The sequence below is a fragment of the Gordonia malaquae genome (assembly GCF_037148075.1).
GTDB classification, from domain to species: domain Bacteria; phylum Actinomycetota; class Actinomycetes; order Mycobacteriales; family Mycobacteriaceae; genus Gordonia; species Gordonia malaquae.
In genome coordinates, this window is sequence record NZ_JBBCUB010000003.1 from 101,195 (window position 1) to 125,735 (window position 24,541).

The 24,541-nt window shown below is 66.7% G+C and carries 24 protein-coding genes; 9 read left to right on the top strand and 15 right to left on the bottom strand.

Annotation, left to right across the window (positions count from 1 at the left end; genetic code table 11):
- Window positions 1-22 precede the first annotated feature (22 nt).
- From dnaB to WFK36_RS12475, 3 genes are all read right to left on the bottom strand, one after another.
- The gene (gene dnaB / locus WFK36_RS12465) at window positions 23-2,236 is read right to left on the bottom strand and encodes a replicative DNA helicase (RefSeq protein ID WP_336792044.1); all 2,214 of its coding nucleotides are present in this window, start codon (window positions 2,234-2,236) and stop codon (window positions 23-25) included.
- 393 nt (window positions 2,237-2,629) lie between these two features.
- Entirely contained in the window at window positions 2,630-3,694 is a 1,065-nt protein-coding gene (locus tag WFK36_RS12470) for a lipocalin-like domain-containing protein (RefSeq protein WP_336792046.1), read from the bottom strand.
- Between the two features lie 11 nt (window positions 3,695-3,705).
- Complete coding sequence (locus WFK36_RS12475) at window positions 3,706-4,959, bottom strand: oxygenase MpaB family protein (protein ID WP_336792048.1); 1,254 nt, start codon at window positions 4,957-4,959, stop codon at window positions 3,706-3,708.
- A gap of 43 nt (window positions 4,960-5,002) precedes the next feature.
- Here WFK36_RS12475 and WFK36_RS12480 point away from each other — a divergent pair, with 43 nt between their 5' ends.
- Complete coding sequence (locus WFK36_RS12480) at window positions 5,003-5,566, top strand: TetR/AcrR family transcriptional regulator (RefSeq protein WP_336792050.1); 564 nt, start codon at window positions 5,003-5,005, stop codon at window positions 5,564-5,566.
- Here WFK36_RS12480 and WFK36_RS12485 read toward each other — a convergent pair.
- Both WFK36_RS12485 and WFK36_RS12490 read right to left on the bottom strand, forming a co-directional pair.
- A complete protein-coding gene (locus tag WFK36_RS12485; RefSeq protein ID WP_336792052.1) occupies window positions 5,560-6,036 on the bottom strand; it encodes a nuclear transport factor 2 family protein in 477 nt (158 codons plus the stop codon). The genes WFK36_RS12480 and WFK36_RS12485 overlap by 7 nt on opposite strands.
- Complete coding sequence (locus tag WFK36_RS12490) at window positions 6,033-6,665, bottom strand: TetR/AcrR family transcriptional regulator (protein WP_336792054.1); 633 nt, start codon at window positions 6,663-6,665, stop codon at window positions 6,033-6,035. The genes WFK36_RS12485 and WFK36_RS12490 overlap by 4 nt, the downstream gene beginning before the upstream one ends.
- A gap of 46 nt (window positions 6,666-6,711) precedes the next feature.
- Here WFK36_RS12490 and WFK36_RS12495 point away from each other — a divergent pair, with 46 nt between their 5' ends.
- The 3 genes from WFK36_RS12495 (at window position 6,712) to WFK36_RS12505 (ending at window position 9,582) form a co-directional block, all read left to right on the top strand.
- The gene (locus WFK36_RS12495; RefSeq protein ID WP_008379322.1) at window positions 6,712-7,695 is read left to right on the top strand and encodes an NAD(P)H-dependent flavin oxidoreductase; all 984 of its coding nucleotides are present in this window, start codon (window positions 6,712-6,714) and stop codon (window positions 7,693-7,695) included.
- 68 nt (window positions 7,696-7,763) lie between these two features.
- Window positions 7,764-8,312 (top strand): hypothetical protein, encoded by a 549-nt coding sequence (locus tag WFK36_RS12500; RefSeq protein ID WP_336792056.1) that lies wholly within the window; start codon window positions 7,764-7,766, stop codon window positions 8,310-8,312.
- A 94-nt stretch (window positions 8,313-8,406) separates the two neighbouring features.
- Complete coding sequence (locus WFK36_RS12505; protein ID WP_336792058.1) at window positions 8,407-9,582, top strand: low temperature requirement protein A; 1,176 nt, start codon at window positions 8,407-8,409, stop codon at window positions 9,580-9,582.
- A 6-nt stretch (window positions 9,583-9,588) separates the two neighbouring features.
- Here WFK36_RS12505 and WFK36_RS12510 read toward each other — a convergent pair whose 3' ends face one another.
- The 5 genes from WFK36_RS12510 to rpsF form a co-directional block, all read right to left on the bottom strand.
- Window positions 9,589-10,800 (bottom strand): acetyl-CoA C-acetyltransferase, encoded by a 1,212-nt coding sequence (locus WFK36_RS12510; RefSeq protein WP_336792531.1) that lies wholly within the window; start codon window positions 10,798-10,800, stop codon window positions 9,589-9,591.
- A 135-nt stretch (window positions 10,801-10,935) separates the two neighbouring features.
- Window positions 10,936-11,385 carry a 50S ribosomal protein L9 gene (rplI, locus tag WFK36_RS12515; RefSeq protein WP_008379330.1) on the bottom strand — a complete coding sequence of 150 codons (450 nt, stop codon included), beginning with the start codon at window positions 11,383-11,385 and terminating at the stop codon, window positions 10,936-10,938.
- Between the two features lie 18 nt (window positions 11,386-11,403).
- Window positions 11,404-11,661 carry a 30S ribosomal protein S18 gene (rpsR, locus tag WFK36_RS12520; RefSeq protein ID WP_205330022.1) on the bottom strand — a complete coding sequence of 86 codons (258 nt, stop codon included), beginning with the start codon at window positions 11,659-11,661 and terminating at the stop codon, window positions 11,404-11,406.
- Window positions 11,662-11,703: 42 nt separating this feature from the next.
- A complete protein-coding gene (locus WFK36_RS12525; protein ID WP_336792060.1) occupies window positions 11,704-12,294 on the bottom strand; it encodes a single-stranded DNA-binding protein in 591 nt (196 codons plus the stop codon).
- A 136-nt stretch (window positions 12,295-12,430) separates the two neighbouring features.
- Window positions 12,431-12,712, bottom strand: a complete 282-nt coding sequence (gene rpsF / locus WFK36_RS12530; RefSeq protein ID WP_008379334.1) for a 30S ribosomal protein S6 — start codon at window positions 12,710-12,712, stop codon at window positions 12,431-12,433.
- 139 nt (window positions 12,713-12,851) lie between these two features.
- On the opposite strand from rpsF, the gene WFK36_RS12535 reads away from it, so the two are divergent.
- Window positions 12,852-14,852, top strand: a complete 2,001-nt coding sequence (locus tag WFK36_RS12535) for a GNAT family N-acetyltransferase (protein WP_336792061.1) — start codon at window positions 12,852-12,854, stop codon at window positions 14,850-14,852.
- Here WFK36_RS12535 and WFK36_RS12540 read toward each other — a convergent pair whose 3' ends face one another.
- The 3 genes from WFK36_RS12540 to WFK36_RS12550 all read right to left on the bottom strand — a co-directional run bounded on the left by WFK36_RS12540 (window position 14,853) and on the right by WFK36_RS12550 (window position 19,146).
- Entirely contained in the window at window positions 14,853-16,379 is a 1,527-nt protein-coding gene (locus tag WFK36_RS12540; protein WP_336792062.1) for a glycosyltransferase family 87 protein, read from the bottom strand.
- Window positions 16,380-18,629, bottom strand: coding sequence for a transglycosylase domain-containing protein (locus WFK36_RS12545; protein ID WP_336792063.1), 2,250 nt, complete (start codon window positions 18,627-18,629; stop codon window positions 16,380-16,382).
- 127 nt (window positions 18,630-18,756) lie between these two features.
- Window positions 18,757-19,146, bottom strand: a complete 390-nt coding sequence (locus WFK36_RS12550) for a DUF5318 family protein (RefSeq protein ID WP_008379341.1) — start codon at window positions 19,144-19,146, stop codon at window positions 18,757-18,759.
- Window positions 19,147-19,294: 148 nt separating this feature from the next.
- Between WFK36_RS12550 and WFK36_RS12555 the strand changes: the two genes are divergently transcribed.
- A complete protein-coding gene (locus WFK36_RS12555) occupies window positions 19,295-19,942 on the top strand; it encodes a PadR family transcriptional regulator (RefSeq protein ID WP_008379342.1) in 648 nt (215 codons plus the stop codon).
- Entirely contained in the window at window positions 19,935-21,029 is a 1,095-nt protein-coding gene (locus WFK36_RS12560) for an inositol-3-phosphate synthase (protein ID WP_008379344.1), read from the top strand. The genes WFK36_RS12555 and WFK36_RS12560 overlap by 8 nt, the downstream gene beginning before the upstream one ends.
- 75 nt (window positions 21,030-21,104) lie before the next feature.
- On the opposite strand, the gene WFK36_RS12565 is transcribed toward WFK36_RS12560, so the two are convergent.
- Window positions 21,105-21,695 carry a helix-turn-helix transcriptional regulator gene (locus WFK36_RS12565; protein ID WP_008379346.1) on the bottom strand — a complete coding sequence of 197 codons (591 nt, stop codon included), beginning with the start codon at window positions 21,693-21,695 and terminating at the stop codon, window positions 21,105-21,107.
- 245 nt (window positions 21,696-21,940) lie between these two features.
- Here WFK36_RS12565 and WFK36_RS12570 point away from each other — a divergent pair, with 245 nt between their 5' ends.
- Together WFK36_RS12570 and WFK36_RS12575 are read left to right on the top strand one after the other, a co-directional pair.
- The gene (locus tag WFK36_RS12570; RefSeq protein ID WP_008379348.1) at window positions 21,941-22,669 is read left to right on the top strand and encodes an MSMEG_1198 family transcriptional regulator; all 729 of its coding nucleotides are present in this window, start codon (window positions 21,941-21,943) and stop codon (window positions 22,667-22,669) included.
- A 38-nt stretch (window positions 22,670-22,707) separates the two neighbouring features.
- Window positions 22,708-23,865, top strand: coding sequence for a cation:proton antiporter (locus tag WFK36_RS12575; protein ID WP_336792068.1), 1,158 nt, complete (start codon window positions 22,708-22,710; stop codon window positions 23,863-23,865).
- 91 nt (window positions 23,866-23,956) lie between these two features.
- Here the strand turns inward: WFK36_RS12575 and WFK36_RS12580 are convergent, their stop codons facing one another.
- Complete coding sequence (locus tag WFK36_RS12580) at window positions 23,957-24,529, bottom strand: helix-turn-helix transcriptional regulator (RefSeq protein WP_336792070.1); 573 nt, start codon at window positions 24,527-24,529, stop codon at window positions 23,957-23,959.
- Window positions 24,530-24,541 lie beyond the last annotated feature (12 nt).

Sequence of the window (24,541 nt, forward strand, 5' to 3'; positions counted from 1 at the left end):
CTGACGCGAAGAGGACAGTCACTCAGCCCCGAGCCATGTCCACGAACTTCGATAGATGCAGCTGGTGGGCGACGGTGATCGTCGCCGTCGGGCCGTTTCGGTGCTTGCCGACGATGATGTCGGCCTCGCCTGCACGAGGATCGTCGCGCTCAATCGAGTCGGGGCGGTGCAGCAGGATGACCATGTCGGCGTCCTGCTCCAGCGATCCCGACTCACGCAGGTCGGACACCTGCGGGCGCTTGTCGGTTCGCTGTTCCGGACCACGGTTCAGCTGCGAGATCGCGACCACCGGGACTTCGAGCTCCTTGGCGAGGAGCTTGATCGAACGAGAGAACTCCGAGACCTCTTGCTGACGCGACTCGACCTTCTTGCCCGACGTCATCAGCTGCATGTAGTCGATGACGACGAGGCGCAGATCGTGACGCTGCTTGAGCCGCCGAGCCTTGGCTCGGATCTCCATCATCGTGAGGTTCGGCGAGTCGTCGATGAACAGCGGCGCCTCCGTGATCTCGCCCATGCGGCGGGCGAGACGGCTCCAGTCGTCGTCGGACATGTTGCCCGAACGCATGTCGCCGAGCTTCACCTTGGCTTCGGCCGAGAGCAGTCGCATGACGATCTCGGTCTTGCTCATCTCCAACGAGAACATCGCGCTGGTCAGGCCGTTGTGGATCGACGCCGACCGCAGCCAGTCCATCGCGAGAGTCGAGTTGTGGGTGGGGACCATCGCCTCACCCGCGAGATACAGGTGGCTGCGGTTGTCGACCTGGACGCAGCGCACCGGCACACTCGGCACCGGCCGGACCGCGACGACGAGCCGCGACCGCACGCGGGTCCGCAGTTCCTTGTGGCGCTGCATCTTGTCGTGGACGGTGAAGACGTCGTCGGACGCGGCGAGGCGCACCCAGCCGCTGCTCGCTCGACGGAACGTGTAGCCCAGGCCTGCGGCGAGATCGCCGACGATGCCCGACATGTGGTTGGTCGCGGCGGGAACGGTGATCCAGCCGTCGTCGTCGACGCGCGCACGGGAGTCGAGGATGCCCGCCAACAGGGCACGACGCTGCGTGACCGATCCGCGCAGGTACTCGCGAGGGATGCGGCCACCGAGGTCGGCCATCAACGTCATCACGTCGACAGGCCCTTCGTCCTCGATCCGCATGGTGATCTCGGGATCGTCGTACGCCATGCCTGCAAGGGCGCCGACCGTGTACGGGCCGTAGGCGAACGGGCGACGCGGCAATTCGAGCGGCTCCGCGTTCGGGACCGTCGCGCGCCCGGCGTACGACTGCAGCGCATCTGTGGTGAGGACCTCTCGCCGACCGTCGATGTCGGCCACCCACTGATGCTCCTGATCGGCGACGAGCGAACCGCCGTCATCGAACTCGATCTCAAAACACGGGCGCTGGGTCATCACCTCGGTCGCAGCCACCACACGCGTGGGACGTCCGTCGGCTCCGAGGAGCCGGTCGCCGACGGCGACCTTGCCCATCGTCGTCCACCCGCCGGGCGTGGGAAGCGGCGTGTCGAGGGCAAGCGCCTTTCCGACGCCGGGACGTGCGGCGACGATGATCATCTGTCCCGGGTGCAGGCCGTTGGTCAGCTTGTCGAGATCGGCGAAACCGGTCGGCACACCGAGCGACAATCCGCCGCGCGACGCGATCGAGTCGAGCTCGTCGAGGGTCGGCTGCAGCAGTTCTTCGAGGACGACGTAGTCCTCGGCCGTCCGCCGCTCGGTGACCTCGTACACCTCGGCCTGTGCCCGGTCGACCACCTCGGCCACGTCCTGGCCGCCGTCGCCCGCGTAGCCGTACTGCACGATGCGCGTGCCTGCTTCGACGAGTCGACGCAGGATCGCCTTCTCGCCGACGATCTCGGCGTAGTAGCCGGCGTTGGCGGCGGTCGGGACCGTTGAGATCAGAGTGTGCAGGTACGGCGCGCCACCGACTTTGCGGAGATCCCCGCGTCGCTCCAGCTCGGCGCTGACGGTGACGGCGTCGGCTGGCTCACCGCGCCCGTACAGCTCGAGGATCGCGTCGTAGACGGCCTGGTGCGCGGGCTTGTAGAAGTCGCCGGGGCGGATTCGCTCGAGGACGTCGGCGACGGCGTCCTTCGACAGCAGCATTCCGCCGAGCACGGACTGCTCGGCCTGCAGATCCTGCGGAGGCTGACGCCCGTAATCCTCCCGTGGAGGGGCACCTGGCTCTTCCGGCTCGGGACCCTGATCCTCCGGTTCTGCCACGCGCGTCTCCCCCACTCGTCGCTCTATGTCGCCCCGGCGCGGCCGCCCCCGGAGTCCTACCAGTTGCCACTGGGCGAACTGAAACCTTCCCAGAGGTTAGGGCCAGGCACCGAACCGCATCAAATGCCCCCTGTGGACAACACTGTTGATGCCGTGTGCACAACCGTGGAAACCTCTGGACGGCATGTGCAATCTCCTGTGTACAGCGTGGGGAATTCGACGAAGGTTCTGCGCCAAAGCCCAGGTCAACAAGGCATTCAAGTATCCCCAGGCAGCAGATCGCCGATCATCGGCGTGTTACGTTGCGCCACGCCCGGGCAGGACTCCACGAGAGGTTGAGGTCTGCGCGGTCGCCCTCCCCCACAAGCCCATTCATACGTTCGAAGGACGATGTCAGATCAGGCCGACGAGCTCATGGAGGGTCGTCCCCGACACCGTCTCCACGCTCCCGTCGTCCCGGGTCACCGCGAGGGTGAAATCGGACTCGAAACGAAAGTAGCCGGGACGGCCGATCAGGCGGTCCGTCACCGGGCGGAGCAATGCACTCCCGATGACGGGGACGTCGTCGAGCAGCGCCTGAGCGTGCAGGACGCGCCGAACGTCGAGAGTCAAGGAGAACTCGCCGGGGCTCTCCAGCGTGATGCTGGTGGGGTATTCACGACGCGCGACGGGGTCGTACGCGTTCGGCCCTTCGGACAGGACCGCCTCACCGGTGCTGAGGACGATCGAGTCGCCTTTGGCGAGCATCACCGGCGCGATCTGGAGCTTGCCGTACTTCTCCTGCGTCGCGACGACGGCGTAGAGCAGCGAATACTCCGCGGTGTAGAGCCTGCCCCAATGCCACTGTTCGATGACCTTCGGCATTGCGCCGACACCCCAGTTGTGGTCCGCGTACCCGGTGCCGACCACGTCCCACGACTCGTCGCCGACCCTCATCCGGCCGACGACAGTCGCACGCGGGGCGCCCACGCACCAGCCGAAGACCCCGCCGTCGCCGAAGAGCGTCTCCCCGCGACCCGGCATCCACGGCGGCAGCTCGTTGACGAACTCGAGGTCGAGTCGGACGTCGTCTTCGTCGAAGATCACCCGGTAGCGCGGGAGACCGCCCTCGCCGGGGATCACGCGCGCCGAGTTCTGACCGATCCGCACGTCCATCTCCTCGGTCGAGAAGTGCGCGGCCTTCGACGGATAGCGTTGTGCGATCTGACGTCTCGTCCCGTCGGGCCGGTAGACGATGATCTCCACCCACGGCCGGGCGAACGGTGGATCCTCGGGTCGACGCTTCACCAGGAAACCGACGACGGTGTATCCGTTGTCGAGGTGCGCGTCGAAGTACCAGTGCTCGAACGCACTGCGCTCGGCCCGCGCGTGGAATGCGTTGTGCCGAGGCAGCACTGCGGTCAGCTCACCGTCCTTGCGGCCCGGCCCGTTCCACGCTTCGACGACGTCGGTCGGCATGCCTTCTCCCTTCAACGACGCAGTGCGCCGGATGCGTCGAACTCGGCGTCTCGACCCGCCATCTGCGCGCGATACCAGTTCTCGCGGTGCGAGATCATCCACCGCTCGTGCAGTCTGCCGATCGAAGGGATCCGGCGGAGTGTCTCGATCAGCATCACCGCGGGCAGGCGCACCGCGATCCACAGCAGACCGGGCCACGCGTTCGGCATCCGGTATCTCGCATAGGTCGGCGGCATCATGAACAGGCGTGAGTACGCGGCGTACATCGTGCCGTTGTAGCGCTCACGCAGTCGTGTGAGTCCGGTGTGGCCGTCGCGCGGGGCGAACGCGGCGGGGAACGATTCGATCAGTTCCACGCCGTGGTCGCCGGAGTCGTGGCTGCGCGACACGGTCACCAGCGCAAGCAGTCGCAACGTGTCGGCGATGGTCTCCGGATACCACATGTTCCGGACCCCCAAGAGATGCCCCATGTAGCGCTGGAAGTGGATCAGTTCGTTGATCTCCGCGCGCGTGGTCTGCACTCCGACCATCCACAAGGCCATCGCGGGGACCACGCTTCCGCCCGCGAGCGTCAGGAGTTGGTACGCCTGGCTGATCGGGTAGCCCCAGCGCGTCGAGTCCCATTCCGGGTGCTCGGCGACGCGGCGACGGACGAACACGTGCATCACGCGGACGAGCATCGCCGTCGCCCGCCCCTGGCTTCCCGGGGTGAGCAGCGCTCCCGGTTCGGAGACGTCGATCCAGAACTTGGCGGTCTCCAGGAATCGGCGCAGGGCGTTGTCGCCCGCGTACCCGCCCGCCAACGAGAGCGGTGTCGCCACGGCGGCCTCGGTGTACATCTCGAGGGTCTCCCCGCCTGCGACGCTGAACAGGAACGTCCCCCATCGCCGCCAGGTGCGGGCGCCGGCCTCGACGAGCTCAGGGTCCACCCAGTCGGGGACGTCTTCGAACTCGGCGAACAGATCGACCATCGCCTGCGGCGGATCGTCGATGCTGCCGATCCCGTGATCGAGCGCTTGCGTCAACATGGCCCGACCCTCGGTCCGCCCTATCGCCCCGAGGAACACCTCGTCGACGAACCGCTCGGCGACGGGGTCGGAGCTGTGCATGTCGCCGCAGAACGCCTCGATCTGTTCCGTGGTCGGGAAGACGTCTTTGCCGGTCAACCCTTTCGCGAGTCTGCGCACACGGCGGACTGCCGGGCGGGCCATCGCCTGCCGATAAGGGAACGCGGAGGGTGTGACGGTGTTCACGACGCTGACCATACCACGAGGTATGGTTCGTGCGTAGGTGCGCTAACCTGGGTCGGTGCCTCGTCGAACCACTCGCCTCGCGGCCACCGACTGGGTGGACGCCGCGCTCGGCCTCATCACGACCGAGGGTGTGGCCAGCGTCAAGATCAACCGGCTGTGCGCCGTCCTCGAGGTCACCAAAGGCAGCTTCTACTGGCACTTCGACGACATCGACGCGCTCTGGGAGGCGATGGCGCAGCGCTGGCACGAGACGCACAATTCACGCCCCACCGAGCTCAACGCCCTCGCGTCACTCCCGGCGAACGAGCGCGTCGTGACCCTCGCGACCATGCTGATGTCCGATCGCAACCTCACCGTCGAGACGGCGATCCGCGACTGGGCCCGCACCAATCCGCGGATCGCCGCAACAGTGCAGCAGATCGATCGTGACGTGTTCGACGTGATCTACTCCGCGATGATCGAACTCGACCTCGGCGAGATCCGCGCCCGACTGATCGCGGGCCTGCTCGTCTACGCGGGCATCGGTTACATCCACGGCCACGACAGCCTGCCGAACCCGACTCCCGACGAGTTGCGCACAGCCATATCCGGCCTGCTTTCCCCCGCGCGCGATCACTGAGGCCGCAGGAGATCCCGCGGCTCGTCAGATCCGTCGACCATCCGCGCGATGCGCCGTTCCACTCGCCACCCGTCATCGGTGCGGATCAGCTCCCACTGATTGGCGGTGAGACGCGCGACGGCGAAGCCGTCGGTCGACGCCCGTCGGACGATGAGTTGCGAGTAACTGCGAACCGTCGCCCGGTCGCCGTCGAGTGTGATCTGCGGGGCCGTCATGAGATGTCCGCAGCCATGCGCGATCAGTCCCTGATGGGGGTCGCCCTCGACCATCGCCGCGATCTCCTCCCGCCCTGCGAGGAGCCCGGTGTCGACGTCGTAGATGCCGTCAGAGGTGAAGATGTCCGCCGTGACCTGCGCCGATCCGGTGTCGACCGCGGCCCCGTACGAGTGGACGAGGTCCATGATCGCCAGCCGGTCCTCGGCCGACCGAAGTCGTCCCTCGAGCGCGTCGAGCCGTTCTTCGATCGTCATTCCGCCGCCTCCATTCGGGACCCCACCAGGGGAAGAATTGCTTCGAACATCGCCTCCCAATTGGCGAGAGCGGGTTCAGTCTCCGGATCACGCGGATGGAACGTGTACGCCAGCCGGGCGCCGCGCATCGACGTGATCATCACTTCGCGCGTGCGGAGGTAATCGGGTGCGGCCGTGACCTGCGGACCGAACAATTCGTCGGCGCGGGCCCGGAGCACCCCGAGCATCCGGCGCTCGACGTCCGACAGCGCCTCACGAAGCTCCGGGTTCGCGGTACGCGCTCCCATCCAGAGCTCCATCGTCGCCCAGAAGCACGACTGCCCGGTGATCTCCCACATCGCCGCCACCGCGAATCGGATCCGTTCGCGCAGGTCGTCGGGGATCGCGACACCGGCCGTCAACTCGGCGATCCGGACGTCCGCGAGGTGATGGACCGCCGCCGTGAGCAGCACTTCTCGCGACGGGAAGTGGTGGAGAAGCCTACCGCGCGACACTCCCGCGACCTGCTGGATGTGCAGCGTGGTCGCCGCCGAGTAGCCCTCCTCGAAGAGGACCTTCGCCGCAGCCTCGAGAATCGTGTCGCGCGTCTGCGCCGCCCGGTCCTGCTGCTTTCGTTCCACGTGAATCATTCTGCACCCTTTTCAAACAGTCACCTCTGACTGTATCGTTCGGGACATGTCGCTTCCCGAGATCCTCCAGACTCCGCTCACCGTGCCCGTCGTCGCGTCGCCGATGTTCATCGCGTCGGGACCAAAACTCGTCGCCGCCCAGTGCCAGGCCGGCGTGATCGGCTCATTCCCCGCACTGAACGCCCGCCCGGCGTCGCAACTCGGAGACTGGCTCGACGAGATCACCGAGTCGAACGCCGCCTACGCGGCCGCCAACCCCGACGCCGTCGTGGCGCCGTTCGCCGTGAACCAGATCGTGCACAGGTCCAACGCGCGCCTCGACGAGGACCTCGCCACCATCGTCGAGCACAAGGTTCCGATCGTGATCACGTCGCTCGGCGCTCGCCCCGATGTGAACGAGGCCGTCCACTCCTACGGCGGCATCGTGCTCCACGACATCATCAACAACACGTTCGCGCACAAGGCGATCGAGCGCGGCGCCGACGGCCTCATCGCCGTCGCGGCAGGCGCCGGCGGCCACGCGGGCACCCTGTCGCCGTTCCCACTGATCCAGGAGATCCGCGAGTGGTTCGACGGCCCGCTGCTGCTGTCGGGAGCGATCGCCCACGGTCGCTCGATCCTCGCCGCGCTCGCGGCGGGCGCCGACTTCGCCTACGTCGGCTCGGCGTTCCTCGCGACCGATGAGGCCAACGTCGTCGAGGACTACAAGAACATGGTCGTCGACTCGCGGGCCGACGACATCGTCTACAGCAGCACGTTCACCGGTGTGCACGGCAATTACCTGCGCGGCAGCATCGAGGCTCACGGCCTCGACGCCGACAACCTGCCGAAGCCGACGTCCGGCCCCGATCCGCTCGAGGGCGGCCTCGGCGACATCAAGGCGTGGCGTGACGTGTGGGGCTGCGGCCAGGGCATCTCGTCCGTCGCTTCCCGCGGCACCGTGGCCCAGACCGTCGACCGTCTCGCCGCTGAGTTCAACGACGCACGCGACGCCCTCGACCGACGGACCGGCGCCGCAGCGCTCGTCTGATTCCCGCGCTCACTGAGAGCTCCGCTCAAATCGCCCGACGGCGGTGGAACGCGTGGTGGAATGAACAGATGCGAGCAGACCGTTCTCGTTTCACCCGCCTGACCACCGCCGTCGTCGCCTTGATCGCATTGGCGTCGGCGCTCGTCGCCGTGGCGCCTGCCGACGCCGCTCCCCTGCGGACCAAGCTGCCGCTCGGCCAGTACTCACCCGTGAACCCCGCGCGATTCACGTCGTACGCGTACACCGACGGTGGACGAACGTTCTTCATCGCGGCCCGGCGGCTCTGCCAGATCGGGCCGACCCCCGGCAACGTCGCCTGCTCCGGCCGCACGAAGAGCGCACCTCCGCGCACTGTCGGCGTCGCGATCACCGGGGACATGCAGGGCCCGCATTGGATACCCAGGGGAACGAGTTACCGATTCGGATCCCGCGCAGGCTTCCGCGCGCCGGTCCTCACACCCGGCCAACGCATCACATCGGCCAACGTGACGTGCGCGGTCCCGCGCCGCGGCGTTGTCATCTGCTCCACCGTGAACCGGGCGTTCGTCCTGACGTCTGCGACGCACCGGTTCTATTACCCGCGCGGCGACCGTCGCCACGATCGCAACCCTCGATAGGACACTGCACCCGTCCCCTTCGTGAGCGTGCGACGCACGTCTGCACGTTATTCTGATCTCCGATCAACCGAGCGATCGTCGAGAGGGGTCGACTGTGGGATTGCCGTCGATGGGACGCGCCCGAAGCAGAGGCGGCGAAGTCGCCACGATCGAGCTCTTCTTCGACCTCGTCTATGTCTTCGCGTTCAGCCAGTTGGCGGCCTTCTTCGTCGGACATCTGACCGGCCGAGGCGCACTCGAGATGCTGGTCCTGTTCGGCGGAGTCTGGTGGGTGTGGAACTACACCGCGTGGGCCACGAATTTCATCGACCCCGCCCGCATCCCCGTCCGGATTCTGCTGATCGTGCTCATGCTGGCGAGCCTGATCATGGCTGCCGCGATCCCGGAGGCGTTCGGCGACCGCGGCCACCAGTTCGCACTTGCATTGGCGGTGTTGCAGGTCATCCGCCCGCTGTTCATCGCGGTCACGATGCGAGGAACTCAAGTAGGGCGGAACTACGCGCACCTGTTGGCTTGGTCCACGGTCGCCGCATCGATCTGGGTGATCGGCGCGTTCTGTGAACCCGACACTCGCCTGATCGTGTGGGCTGTCGCCCTCGCGGTCGACGTCGCCGCTCCGATGGTCCGCACCTGGCTGCCGGTGCTCGGCGGCATCGAGATGAGCGAATGGAAACTGACGCCGGCCCACCTGGTCGAGCGGAATCGCCTGATCTTCCTCATCGCGCTCGGTGAGACCGTTCTGTCGATCGGCCGCGAGTTCGTGCACATGGAGTCGAGCCTGTCGTCGTACCTCGCACTGGGCGTCGCCTTCATCGTTCCCGTCACGTTCTGGTGGCTGTACTTCGCCCACCACTCAGACCGAACCGAGCGCCGACTCGAGGAATCCGACGACCCGACCGCCCTCGCTCGCGGCGGGTTCGCGTATGCGCACGCCATTCTCGTCGCGGGTGTCATCGTCACCGCAGTCGGCGCCGAGAAGATGCTCGCTCATCCCCATGACGACGCGACAGCCGTCTATGCACTGCTCATCGCCGGTGGACCGGCGTTGTTCTTCATGGGTCTGGCACTGTTCGTCGGATCGATCGGTGGCCTCGATCGCTATGAGTCGACCGTCGCCATCGTCGTCCTCGCAACGCTCGCCGCGATCGGGGCGGCCGCCGTTTCGCTCGGCCTAGACCTGTTCGTCCTGTCGGCACTTGTGTCGGTGACCCTGATCGCGGGTGTCGGATCGGCGTCATGGCATCACCGCAACGACGCCGCCGACGCCTAGCCGAGATCAGCTCAGACGCTCGAACACGGCCGCGAGACCCTGCCCACCGCCGATGCACATCGTCTCGACGGCGTAGCGGCCCTGGCGACGCTCAAGCTCTCGCACCATCGTCGCCAGGATCCGCACTCCGGTGGCGCCGACGGGATGACCGAGGGAGATCCCAGACCCGTTGACGTTGATGCGGTCGAAGTCGGAGGCTCCGAGTCCCAGCGCAGTTGTGCACGCGAGCACCTGCGCCGCGAACGCCTCGTTCAATTCGATGAGGTCGAGGTCGACGAGACCCAGGCCGGCGCGTTCCAGCGCGAGCTGCGTGGACGGCACCGGACCGATGCCCATCCGCGACGGCTCCACGCCGGACACCGCCCATGACACCAGGCGTGCGAGCGGGCGCAGTCCGAGACGTTCGGCTTCGTCACGAGATGCGACGATGCACACGGACGCGCCGTCGTTCTGACCGCTCGCATTGCCCGCGGTGACCGTCGCAGCCGGATCCACTTTGAGGCGCACCGGCCGCAGGGCCGCAAGCGCTTCGGCCGAGATGTCCGGCCGCGGATGCTCATCACGCAGATGGACCAGGTCGCCCCTGCGCGTGGAGACGGTGACCGGAACGATCTCGTCGTCGAACCGGCCCTCTGTCTGCGCAGCGACTGCACGCTGGTGCGAATTCAGAGCAAGCTCGTCCTGCGCTTCCCGGCTGATGGAGAACTCGGCCCGCAGATTCTCCGCCGTCTCCAACATGCCGCCCGGGACCGGGTGGAGTTTGCCACCAGCGGTCACTCGCCCGCGTCCGATGCGGTCGGCCAAGGTCGCGTCCGCGCCTCGAAGGCCGAACCTCAATCCCAGCGCGTAGTGCTCCGCCTGGCTCATGCTCTCCGCGCCGCCGGCGAGCACCAGGTCGGCGACTCCGGTCTGGACGCGCATAGCGGCATCGAGCACCGCCTGCAGACCCGACCCGCAGCGCCGATCCACCTGAATCCCGGGCACCGAGACGTCCAGTCCCGCATCGAGTGCGGCGACACGACCGATCGCGGGCGCCTCGCCGTTGGAGTAACACTGCCCGAAGATCACGTCGTCGATGTCGTCGCCGGTGACCCCGGTGCGCGCGACGAGTTCCCGAACGACAGTCGATGCGAGATCCGCGGCCGGCACGGTGGCGAACATGCCGCCGTAGCCGCCGACCGGCGTGCGGATCGGTTCACAGATCACGGCGTCGCGCATCAGAGCGGGTTCCCTTCTCACGGTGGATGTCCACCCCACACTATGGATCGCTCGACGAGCAGAGTCGGCGGAACGACAAAAGGCCGGTCACACCCTGCGAGGGGTGACCGGCCTTTGTGGCTCAGATCGCGAACGTCAGGCGACGACCGACAGGCTGAGCTTTGCTTCGACCTTCGGGTGCAGCTTCACGACGACCGGGTACGAGCCCAGTGCCTTGATGTGTCCCTTCGGCAGCTCCACGTTGCGCTTGTCGACTGCCGGACCGCCCGCGGTCCGGATGGCACCTGCGACGTCGGACGCGGAGACCGAGCCGAACAGCTTGCCCGAGTCGTGGGTCTTGACGGTCAGCGACACGTTGTCGAGACCTTCGAGAGCCTGCTTCAGTTCGTTCGCGTGGTCCAGGTCGCGCACGGCGCGAGCTTCCTGGGCGCGACGGATGCCTTCGACCTGCTTCTCGGCGCCACGGGTGGCGACGATCGCGAAGTTGCGGGGCAGCAGGTAGTTGCGTGCGTAGCCGTCACGGACCTCAACGAGGTCACCGGGAACTCCGAGGTTCTCGACTGCGGCAGTAAGGATCAGCTTCATGTCTTCTGTCCTTCCTGGTCAGCGACCGGTCGAGGTGAAGGGCAGCAGTGCCACTTCACGCGAGTTCTTGACGGCCACCGCGACGTCGCGCTGGTGCTGAACGCAGTTGCCGGTCACGCGACGCGAACGGATCTTGCCGCGGTCCGACAGGAAGCGACGCAGGAGCGCCGTGTCCTTGTAATCGATATCGGTCTTCTTGTCCTTGCAGAAGGTGCAGGCCTTGGCCTTCGTGATCTTCTCCACGCGGGCCTTGCGGCCGCCTTTAGCTTTTGCCATGTGATGCTCCAGTTGAGTGCCTCCGGGCTGGCGGGCCCGGAATCAGAAAGGTGGTTCGTCGTCCCCACCGGCGAAGCCGCCGCCGGCAGCAGGTGCGCTGCCCCACGGGTCTTCAGCCGGCTGGCTCGATGCAGCGGGTCGGCCGCCACCGGAGTTGCCTCCGTAGCCGCCGCCGGAGTTGCCTCCGCCGTAGTTACTGCCGCCGGAGTTGCCCCCGCCGTAGTTACCGCCGCCGCCCGAGTTCCCTCCGCCGAAATTGCCTCCGCCGCCGCGCTGGGTCCTGTTGACCTGTGCGGTGGCGTAGCGCAGCGAGGGACCGATCTCGTCCACTTCCAGCTCCACAACAGTGCGCTTCTCACCCTCACGGGTTTCGTACGACCGCTGCTTGAGCTTGCCCTGCACGATGACGCGGGTGCCCTTCTTGAGCGACTCAGTCACGTTCTCCGCGGCGTCACGCCAGATGCTGCAGCGGAGGAACAGCGCTTCGCCGTCCTTCCACTCGTTCGTCTGACGATCGAATGTGCGCGGAGTGGACGCCACCGTGAAATTGGCGACCGGCGCTCCGGACGGCGTGAAACGCAGTTCCGGATCGGCGGTCAGATTTCCGATGACCGTGATGACTGTGTCAGTCATGAGACTCCCCTAACGTCTGTGTGGAACGCCCGAAGGCACTCTGCAATGGTTACGCACCACAGTAGAGCGGACCTCTGACATTGTCAGGGCCGGATTCCACAGGTTTGTACAGGTGGTTCGTGGACGCGCCCGGCGCTTACTTGCGCAGGACCTTGGTGCGCAGAACCGACTCGTTCAGCTTCAGCTGACGGTCGAGCTCGTTGACCGTGTCCGGGGTCGCGTTGAGATCGATGACGGCGTAAATGCCTTCGTTGTGCTTGGCGATCTCGTAGGCAAGACGGCGCTTGCCCCAGATGTCGACGTTGTCCACACTTCCGCCGTCCTTACGGACGACATTGAGGAACGTATCCAGTGAAGGGGCGACGGTGCGCTCGTCCAAGCTCGGATCGAGAATGACCATCAGTTCGTAGTGACGCATGAAACCTCATCACCTCCTATGGGCTTAGTTCGGCCACGGACTGTCCGCGGCAGGAGGGTCGCCTGCGTCGGCAACCTGTCCAGGCTACATGAGTAGCCGGTGACCAGCGAAATCGTCTGCGTCCACTAACCTGACCACCATGCCTGCCACGTGGTCGACGCGCATCGGCCGTCCCCGTGTCGGCGAGGTCACCCTCGTCGTCCTCACCTCGCTGCTGCTGACCGTGTTCGCCCTGGCGTGGGCGTTCCGGGTGAAAGAAGTGTGCGGCGGTGCACCGTTCGACGAGTGGGGGCGAAGCTCGATCTTCCCGGCCGGACCGCCACGGGCACTGATCCCCTGCTACTCCGACATCATGCGGCTGTGGATAGGTCGCGATGTGGATCGCCACGTGTTCCCGTACATCCACGGCGGGATCAATGAACAGGGCGATCTGTTCGGCGGCGTCGTCGAGTACCCGGTGCTGTCCGGAATGCTGTTGTGGCTCGGCGCGATCGGCGCTCACACCGATGTGCAGTTCCTTCAGCACAGTGCTCTCATCCTCGCACCGTTCGCACTCGCGACGACCGCGCTGCTCGCGGTGATGACTCGCTGGTGGGTCCTGTTGTGGGCGGCGACCCCGCCGCTCGTCCTGTACGCATTCCACAATTGGGAACTGCCCGTCGTGTTCACCTCCGTCGCGGCCGTCGCCGTCATGGCGTACGGCGGGAGCGTCGATCCCCGGACCGGCGGACGTCGCATGTCGCTGAGACGAACCGCGATCATCGCGGCGGTGTTCCTCGGCATCGGCTTCTCGTTGAAGCTGTACCCGGGATTCTTCGTGCTCCCACTCGCGCTGTACGTGCTGACCGGCGGACAGTCTCTTCGCGCTCGGCGCACCCTGGACTGGGTCGGGGCGGCGTGGGTGGCCGGAACGGCGACGGTCGTCGTGATCGCCACGCAGGCGCCGTTCATGATCGCCGGCTACGACGGATGGAAGGCCGCCCTCGATTTCCAGGGCCGCCGCGAAGCGGATCTGACGACGAACAGCGTCTGGTACTGGGGACTGCGCCTGCTGACCGGCGGTGAGACCGACACCTATCACTCACTGGTCGGAGTGCTGTCGCCGTTGCTCGTCGCAGCCGGTTTCGCCGTCGCGGTGTGGCTCGGGTGGCGTGTCTATCAACGCGACGGAGTGTTCCCGTGGCTCGGCGTTGCGGCGGCGATGCTGTGCGCGTTCATGGTGTTCCACAAGGTGCACTCACCGCAGTACACGCTGTGGATCCTGCCGTTCTTCGTGATGTTGAGGGTCCGCTGGTGGATCATCGCCGCCTACCTGCTCACCGACGTCCTGCTCGACATCTCCATCTTCCGGTTGATGGGATACATGCATCATCCCGCGTCTGCTCCGTGGCAGGACTCCGTCGGGGTGAGCGTCAGCGTCTGGGTGCACGCGGCGATCCTGGTGGCGCTGATCGTGGGCTTCGTGCGGATGCCGATCCGCGAACCCCTCGCCTCGTATCTCACGACGTCGGTCGCGCCCCGAGGTCCGCTCACGCGCCTGGCCGACGCCGACGACGCCGATGCCCGGGCGTGGGTCGGCACGCCCACTCTCGTCCGAGGCGATGTGACCCTGCGCCCCCTGCGGACCTCGGACGCCGGGGCACTCGCGACGCTGGTGCCTGCGTCCGACCTGTCGCTGTACGCGTGGACCGGACCGATCCCGCAGACACCCGAGGACGCCACCCGGTGGATCACGACGGCGCTGTCGACACCGACGCGAGTGCCGTTCGCAGTCCTGCACGACGGCGAGTTCGTCGGCACCACCAGCCTGTACGACGTGGACGCGTCGAATCGCACCCTCGCGGTCGGCTTCACGTTCTACGGCCGCGCCGCGATGGGCACCGTCGTCAATCCGACCTCCAAGCTGCTGCTTCTCGAGCACGCCTTCGACACGTGCGGCGCGGTCCGCGTGGTGTGGCACACCCACGAGGGGAACTCCCGCTCACGAGCCGCGATCGCCAAGCTCGGCGCCGAGTTCGAGGGGCTCCTGCGCAAGCACCGGCGGTTCGGCGACGGCTGGCGGACCACCGCCCAGTTCGCCATGACCGACGACGACTGGCCTGGCCATCGTGACCGTCTCCTCGAGCGCGCCGCTCGCTGATCAGACCGGCAGCGGTGACTGGAGGAGGCGACCACCGTCGGGGTGCCGGACGGCCGCCGGACGCAGGAGATCCCACACGACGTAGGCGCAGAGGGCGACGACCATGATCCATCGAGCGCCCGCCATGACGTAGAACAGTTCGACCGGCACCCACTTGCGTTCGGGCGCGAGGAACAAGGCCATCCGCGGAACCCAGAGCAGCGCGTCGAAGGTCATCCACGCGAGCAGGACGCGCGGCTGTGGAATCGCGAGGACTGCGAGCGGAACCAGCCACAGCGACATCTCCGGTCGCCATTCCTTGCCGACCAGCAGCAGCCCGGCGACCAGCAGGAACATGAGCACCGGCAGTCGCGGTTCACGTCGAGATCTGAGTCCGACGTACGTCACGCCTGCCACGACTGCCACCATCAGCGCCAGCATGAGCGCGTTGACGACTGTCGGCTGTGCGTCCCACCCGGTGGCGCGGGCGATCAGGCTGTAGACGGAGTCGGGCCCGACGGCGCGGTCGCGCCACTGCGTGAAGGTCGCCGACCATCCGGACGGGTAGATCGAGGCGACCACACCGTTCACCACGCCCCACGTCAACAACGCGCCGATCGCCACACTCGCGGCATCGGAGAGTCGCCGTTCACGAACGCACAGGATCGCGATCGCGGGGATGAGCAGCAGGGGATAGATCGCAGACGCGGCGCCCAACCCGACGAACAGTCCGGTGAGCCACATCCGCTCCCGCGACCAGGCGTACATGGCCAGCGCGGTGAACATCACCGGCAGCACCTCGTACGAGGTGAACGCGTGCACGAGGACAAGCGGTGAGATCACCATGAGCGTGACGAGCCACGGGTCTCGGCGTCTGGTCCGCATGGTCGCCCACACTGCGATCAGCCAGCCCAGCGCCATCAGCAGCGCCGCGATGGTGAAGTAGTTGGCCACGTCGAGTGCCCTCGGCAGGCCGACTGCCTCGGTCAGAGCTCCCCAGCCGCGCGCCGCCTGCGCGGTGACGTACATGAAGGCTGCGGTCACGACCGGCACACCGATGTACTGCTTGACGTCGTCGTTCTCCCAATACGTGCGGAACGGTGCAGCGCCGCCGCGGAGGTCCGCGGGCGTCAGGTGGTTCTCGCTGTATCCGGCGATCACGTTCGAATAGCAGAGTCCGTAGAACTGGCGTTGGTGGTCCCAGTCCAGGCGCATCGTCGCGGCGGCGTCGTTCGACGGCGTCTGCTGCAGACATCCGCCCGCCTTGCCGAACCAACTGAACGCCAACACGAGCAGCGCGAGCAGGAACAGCACTCGTAGCGGGGTCCAGGTCCGGTTGCGGCCGATCGCTGCGTGCAGCCCGACCGGCCCGCCGATCGACGTGCTCAACTGCCCGACCAGCGGTTCGGTCCGCGACGGCAGCACCCTGTCGGTCGCGAGCCGCAGATCGTCGGCGAGCGGAGCAGGGCTGTCGACGTCTGAGACGCCGACAGCCCGGTCCGACGCAGTGGGCGTCGAACCGGGCTCGGTGTCGTGCGGTGCGGTCACTCAGTTTCCACGGGATCGAGTTCCGGTGCTGGCCCCGTCACCCGGGCCGAGCGTGACATCGCCATCTCCGCCGTTGTCGCCGTTGTCGCCACTGTTCCCGTTGTCGTTGTTTCCACCGGGAATCGTGACACCGGGCAGGATCGTGATGTTCCCGTCGTCACCCTCGCCGGGCAGACGCGGCCGCGACCGCTGGCGACTGGTCTCCGTGGGCGTGTACGTGGTGGGCGGAGGTTCATAGGGCACACCGGCCTGGCCACCGACGGGTTCGGGGTCGGGGAACTGTTCGACAGGCACGCCTTCGAGTGCGGCGTTCATCTGGGCGCGCCAGATCTGCGCGGGCAGACCGCTGCCGTAAATGGTTCCGCCATACGAGTTGCGGAGTGCGGTGCCCTTGTTGGTGCCGACCCAGACCGCCGTCGAGAGCTGCGGCGTGTAGCCGACCATCCAGGCGTCCTTGTTCTCGCCGGTGTCGCCGAGCTGAGCCGTACCGGTCTTGGCAGCGGACGGGCGGGCGCCGTACGTCGAGTCGTACAGTGCGTTGCCGTTCGAGTATGCGGCGATCGGTGAAAGAGCAGCCGACACGTTGTCGGCGACCGCCGCAGACACCACGCGCTTGCCCTTGTTGGCCTCACGGTCGAACAGCACGTCGCCGGTGGAGGTCTCCACCTTCTGGACGAGGTACGGCTCGCGGTAGATGCCCGATGCGGCGAGCGTCGCGTACGCCGACGCCATGTCCAGGACGCGGGTCGGGTACTGGCCGAGGACGATGCCGTTCTCGGGCTTGCCGTTCGGTTCGGACAGGGTGTGCTCGATGTCGCCGAAGCTCTCGGCGATGCCGAGTCGGTGCGCAGTGTCGGCAACTGCCTGCGGGCCGCCGTTGAGGTCCATCATCAGGCGGTAGAACACCGTGTTGAGGGACATCTTGGTCGCCGTCGCCAGGTTGCACGTTCCGCAGCTCTCGCCATCGGAGTTGTTGATCGTGATCCCGCCCGGGCCCACGTACGGGCTGGAGTCGTAACGCTGCGAGAGGGGGATGTCCTGCTCGAGGCCCGCGACCAGCGCGAACACCTTGAACACCGAACCGGTCTGGAGTCCGGCCGAGGCGTAGTCCCAGCCCTGGCCGTCGTTGCCGCCGAAGTAGCCGACGATGCCGCCGGTGGCCGGATCGATCGAGACCGACGCCGTCCGGAGTTCCTTCGGCTCGCCGGTCATCACGGAGCGCGCCTGGGAGACGAGAGCGTTCTGCACCTGCGGACGGATAGACGTGGTGATCTTCAGTCCACCGGTGCGCACGTCCTGCTCGGTGATGTCGAGCGTGTCGAGCTCAGCGAGCACCTTGCGTTCGATCAGGCCGTTGGGCCCGCTCTTGACGTCACTGCTGTCCGCGGCTTTGACAGCCGCGATCTTCGGGAACTGCTGGGTGTCGCGGTCGGCCTTCTGCAGGAAGCCGATGTCGACCATGCCGTCGAGCACGTAGTTCCAGCGTTCGGTCGCCATCTCGGGGTTGACCGCCGGATCGTAGAGCGACGGTCCGCGCACGATGCCCGCGAGGAGAGCGGACTCGGACGCGCTGAGGCAGTTCGCCCGCTTGGCGCGAGGGAGTTTCGAGTCGGCGCACTGTTCGGGAGTCACCTTGGTGATGTCTCGGTTGAAGTAGGCCTTCGCGGCAGCGGCGATGCCGTACGCGCCGCGCCCGAAGTAGATGGTGTTGAGGTACGCCGCCATGATCTCTTCTTTGGACCACTGGCGGGACATCTTGGTGGCGATGGCGAGCTCTTTGAACTTGCGCTTGTAGCTGACCTCGTCGCCGACGATGGCGTTCTTGACGTACTGCTGGGTGATCGTCGAGCCGCCGCCTGCTCCGCCGTCGCTGGTGAGCTTGCCCAGTGCCGCGCGCGAGAAGCCACGCAGCGAGAAGCCGACGTTGGAGTCGAAGTCGCGGTCTTCGGCCGCCTTGATCGCGGCGACCATCGACGTCGGGATGTTCTCGTACTTGACGTCGGTTCGGTTGCCCTCCGGCGGGACCACTCTGGCCAGCACACCGCCCTTGGAGTCGACGATGGTCGCGACCTGGTTCTGCTTGATGTCGCCCGGTGCGGGCACGACGACGGTCACGTACGTGAAGACGAACGCGGCCACGCCCACGATCACGAGGACCGGCACCGCGCCTGCCACGATGCCGACGACCCACGCCGCGATCTTCGCAGCGGTCCGTCGGCCCTCTGCCTTGTCCCCAGCTCCGCTGGTCATCGCTCACCCATTTCTCTGCGCTCATCGGTCCCGCGCGAGGACCGTCTCCACAACTCTGACGCACGGACGCGTCGCTGCCAACTCAGTAGCGGCGTCGACACCGTCCCGCTCGTCACCCTTCTGACGACTATTTCGCTGCGCGGCGGCGCTTCGTTGCGCGCGCCGGCACACCGGCAACGTACGACTGGATCAGATAGTTCCAGCGGCAGGTGCGGCACACCTCGACGACGTGGACGGTGAACTCCGGCGAGCGGGTCGCCAGGACCGCGATCTCCGGTTCCGTTCTCGCCGTGCCGGACGGTCCGCCGATTGTGCTTCCGAACAGCCATGACACCTGCGTCACCTGCTCTTTGCGGCACACCGGGCAGGGCCGGTCGGTGCTCTGACCGTGGAACTTGGCGGCCCGGAGCAGGTAGGTGTCCGCGTCGCACACGTCTTTCAACTGGACCTCACCCGCGCGCATGCGCGCCAGCGTGGCGCGGCGTGCGAGGGCGTAGTCGATCTGTTGACGGTGCACGGGATCCAGCGTAGACGCGCACTCCGCCGCCTCCGGCTGTGATGGAGATCAAACATCAGAAGCTACTGTTCAGTTCGATCCCGGTTATATCGATGCGATACATTGGTGGCTGCATCCAGCCGTCACAACGAGCCGAGAGGAGACCGACATGCTCGAAATGGCAGTTCTCGGCCTTCTTCTCGAATCCCCCATGCACGGGTACGAGCTGCGCAAGCGCCTCACCGGCCTGCTCGGCGCGTTCCGCGCGTTCTCGTACGGCTCGCTGTACCCGACATTGCGCCGCATGCGCGCCGACGGCCTGATCGCCGAGGACGACGCCGATACCGCGACTGGCGTCAAAGTCCGCCGCGGACGTCGCGTCTACCGTCTGACACCACTCGGCGAGACCCGCTTCAGCGAGCTCGTCGCCGACACCGGCCCGCAGAACTACACCGACGACGGCTTCGGCGTGCACCTCGCGTTCTTCAGCCGAACCCCGGCAGTCGCACGGATGCGGATCCTCGAAGGCCGCCGCCGCCAGGTGGAAGAGCGCCGCGAGGGTCTCCGCGAGATGCTCGGCCGCGCGATGGGATCCAGCGACCACTACACGCGCCAGATGCACGAGCTGAGCCTGGAGACCTCCGAACGCGAGGTCCAGTGGCTCAACAAGCTGATCGCCGACGAGGCGTCGGCGGGCTCCACAGATTTGAATGCCTGGACGCCGGCTCCCGGCGACGGCATCGAAAAAGGAAAGAAATCGGCGGTACAGCAGTCCGTCGTACCGCCACAGAATGAAGGAGAGCCCGACCATGGGTGAAACCAACAACGTGCGCGTGGCCATCGTGGGCGTGGGCAACTGCGCCTCATCCTTGGTCCAGGGCGTCGAGTACTACAAGGACGCTGACGAGAACGCAGTCGTTCCCGGCCTCATGCACGTCAAGTTCGGCGCGTACCACGTCCGCGACGTCCAGTTCGTCGCCGCGTTCGACGTGGACGCCAAGAAGGTCGGCTTCGACCTCGCCGAGGCGATCAACAACAGCGAGAACAACACCATCAAGATCGCCGACGTTCCGCCGCTGAACGTGACCGTCCAGCGCGGCCACACCCTCGACGGCCTCGGCAAGTACTACCGCGAGACCATCACCGAGGCCGACGGCGACGCTGTCGACGTGGTGCAGGCGCTGAAGGACGCGAAGGTCGACGTCCTCGTCTCGTACCTGCCCGTCGGCTCGGAGCAGGCCGACAAGTTCTACGCGCAGTGCGCGATCGACGCGGGTGTCGCATTCGTGAACGCCCTCCCCGTCTTCATCGCCTCCGACCCGGAGTGGGCGAAGAAGTTCACCGACGCCGGCGTCCCGATCGTCGGCGACGACATCAAGAGCCAGGTCGGCGCCACCATCACCCACCGCGTGATGGCGAAGCTGTTCGAGGACCGCGGCGTGGCCCTCGATCGCACGTACCAGCTGAACGTCGGCGGCAACATGGACTTCAAGAACATGCTCGAGCGTGAGCGCCTGGAGTCGAAGAAGGTCTCGAAGACCCAGGCCGTCACCAGCAACCTGAGCGGCTCGCTGGCCAACAAGGTGTACGACAAGAACGTGCACATCGGCCCGTCGGACTACGTCGCATGGCTCGACGACCGCAAGTGGGCGTACGTCCGCCTCGAAGGCCGTGCCTTCGGCGACGTGCCGCTGAACCTGGAGTACAAGCTCGAGGTCTGGGACTCGCCCAACTCGGCAGGCATCATCATCGACGCCGTGCGCGCCGCGAAGATCGCCAAGGACCGCGGCATCGGCGGCCCGATCCTCCCGGCATCGGCCTACCTCATGAAGAGCCCGCCGGAGCAGATCGCCGACGACGTCGCTCGCCAGCAGCTCGAAGCGTTCATCATCGGCGCCGAGTAAGCGTTCAGTACCGACAAGGCCCGGCACTCCTCACGGAGTGCCGGGCCTTGGTCTTTGTCGGCGCTGAAAGCGGGATCATCCAAGGTCCGGAGGCGCAGGACGAGCGACAGTCCCGTCGACGGTGAGCCAACCGTCGGCGACCATCGCCAGCAGCAACTGAGCCTTGTTCGCGACCGGACGCCCGGCGGCCTCGTACCGCTGCGTCACGCGGCGATAGTGCGTGCGCACCGTGCACTCGGCGACGAAATGCGCGGACGCGGTCTCCTTCACGGTCGCACCCATGACGTACTTCGCCATCACCTCCAATTCACGCGGAGTGATCACGACTCGCACCCGACCCTCGCCGAGCACATCGGTGATCGCGGAACGAATCGCTGCGGGCGCACCCGCAGCATCGCGGACCACCGTGGCTCCGGGCAGAACTGCGCCGAGGTCGGTGACGTCCACGACGACGACCACCTTCACCAGGTGGACGAGTAGCGGCGGAAGGGTCGTCGACGCCGCGGCGCCGTCGACGACGAGCACCTTCGGCAGCACCCGGCACTCCGCGAGCTCGGCGACGTCGACGATCCGCGAGCGGTAGCCGAGAGAGCGGATCCAGGACGCCGAGAGTTCCGCGGCGAACGCTCCAGCCGACAGGACGCCGACCGAATCGTCGAATCGCACCCCTTGACCACCGCCGGTCCGGGGACGGACGCGATGCGAGTGACGTCGCACGCCTTCGGAAGCCGTCGTCATCTGCCCTCGTTCTCGATCGAATGAACCAACGCATCCATCGTCTCGGTCGGGTACGACGAGAACAGCCTCCCAATCATCCTTTTGGTGGACAACTAGGAGGAAAAGGAACCGAACGGGTGAACCTTCATGCGCGATCACGCATGAAATGCGAACCTTCGAGTAAGATCCGACCAGTGTCGACTGGTCTACGAATACTCATCGCCTCTCCGCTGGGGCGCGTCGTCGCAGCTCCGCTCGAAGCCAATTTTCCTGAGGTGACGGTCTCCGTCGCCGCGACGGAGGCCGAGTTCAATCGGGCGATAACCGGGCAGGTGCGGTACGACGTCGTCGCTGCGGATCTCATCTGGAATCAGCCTGAGACCGAGTGGACGTTCGACGGCCTGGACGCGATCGACCGCCTGCGCGAGGTCGACCGCGTCGCGCCGGTGATCCTTGCGACGCAAGGCCACAGCATGGAACGCGACCACCTCGACGAGGCGATGCTGCGTGACGAAGTGTGGGGCGTCTTCCCGAAAGCAGCGGGCCTGCACCCCTTCATGGATTCGATCCGCTCGGTCGCGCTCGGCAACCGACTCCCCGATCGACCGGACCCGTCTGCGCCGAAACCGTTGTACGCCGAACTTCAGGGACGGCGTGGACACACGGCGGGCCGTCTGGCGGGTGCGATCGCGGCGGGTCGGGCCACTGACAACGCGACGCTCGCGCTCGCCGCGCAGGTCGCGCCGAGCACGGCGAACAAGGTGACGAGCCACTATCTCGGGCCGATCATCTCGGCCCGCGGTGAGCACAACAGCGCGTTGCCACTGACGCAGGGTGCGGTGTACCGCTGGTGCGGCGTCCACGCCCGCTATCTCGTCAGTTGGTGCCGCCGGAACGGTCACGCGGACGTTCTCGGCGACTGACGTCCCACTGCGAACCCACCGACTACGATTCGATGGCGATGTCCGATCCTGCCTCCCTCCTCGTGGTCCCGCTGCTGATGATCGCCGCGGCGCTGGCCAGCCGCGCGACCGCCCGCTGGGTAGCCGTACCCGTCGTCGTGTTCGAACTCGTGCTGGGCGTGGTCGCCGGTCCCGATGCCCTCGGCTGGGTGGACCGGACGCCGTTCCTCGCACAGTTGTCGCAGTTCGGCGTCTTGCTGCTCTTCTTCGTCGCCGGTTCGGAGATCGACGCCGCGTCCCTGCGCGGACGCACCGGACGCCGCGCGTGGCTGGGCTGGGCGATCAGCATCTGCGTCGGCGTCGGCGTCGGCTTCGTCGCAGAACCCGGCTTCGGCGCCCTGATCATCGGGATCTGCCTCGCTTCGACAGCGCTGGGCACACTGCTGCCCATCCTCCGCGACGCCGGCGATCTCGGCACACCGTTCGGCTCCGCCGTCGGCGCCGTCGGAACCGTCGGCGAGTTCGGACCGATCATCGCCATCTCCGTGTTTCTGGGGACTCGATCACCCGGCATGTCGACGGTCGTCCTCGTGGTGTTCGCGGTGATCGCACTAGCCGCGATCCTGCATGCTCAGCGACGACCTCATCACCGGCTGCACCGGATCGTGGAATCGACGTTGCACACATCGGGGCAGTTCGCGGTGCGATGCGTCCTGGGCGTCCTCGCCGTCCTCGTGTTCCTTGCGCTCCAACTCGGGGTGGACATGCTGCTCGGCGCGTTCACCGCGGGCATCGTGTGGCGACTGCTCATGCGGGATGCCGACGAATCCACCCGCCGAAGCGTCGAAGCAAAAGTCGACGCGTTGGCCTTCGGTTTCCTTGTGCCCGTCTTCTTCGTCTACACGGGAGTGAAGTTCGATCTCCGTGCACTGCTCGACGCGCCGCTCGCATTCACCGTGATCCCGATGATCGCCGTCGCACTCCTGCTCATTCGCGGGGTCCCGTCGATGCTCGCCGCGCCGGACGGCGCCTCCCGTCGTGAACGAGCGGCGGTCGGTCTGATGGGCGCGACCGCACTGCCGATCATCGTCGTCGCGACCGACATCGGCGTCGAACACCACGCGATCACCTCGACCGAAGCGGCCGTGTTCGTCGGCGCGGGCGTCCTGTCCGTGTTGGTGTTCCCGATCGTCGCCACTGCCGTGCGAAACCGCTGAGACGAACGGCTCACATCAGTTCGATCCAACCGTCGGCGACCATCCGGACCAGCAGTTGGGACTTGTTGGCGGCGGCGCGGCCGGCCTCCTCCTAGCGGCGCGTGACACGCTGGTAGTGCGTGCGGACGGTCGCCTCTGCGATGAAGTGCTTCGATGCGGTCTCCGAAACCGTCGCACCCATCACGTAGGTCGTCATGACGTCGCGTTCCCGATCGGTGAGCCGCACCGGGGCCCGCCGTGGCGCTCGGCCGAGGACCGCTCCGACGAGGCCCTCGACGTCGCCTGGTGCGGAGCTCGAATCGGCGACAATCCTCACCGAGGGCGGATATCCGGCCACAGCTCGGTCCGTGACGACGATGAAACGCACATGACGCAGGTGCCGAGCCATTCCCGCATCGAGCGCCGACGGGTCACGAGTGATCACCACGGCAGGCGGTTTCGGATCCGATCTGAGCTCAGTGCCGGTGACCACCCTCGACCGATAACCCATCGCGGCCAGCCAGGAGTCCAACCCGACCGCGTCGAGCGGAGTCGCCCCGAGCAGACCGACCACCCGCTCGGTCCTCGGGAGCCCGGTCGGGATCGACGTGAGACGGTGACCGGCCGACATCCGATGGAGGCGGTTCGCCTCCGAGAAGGAGGCATCCGGTTCCGACACCGTCATGTGGTCCCTACT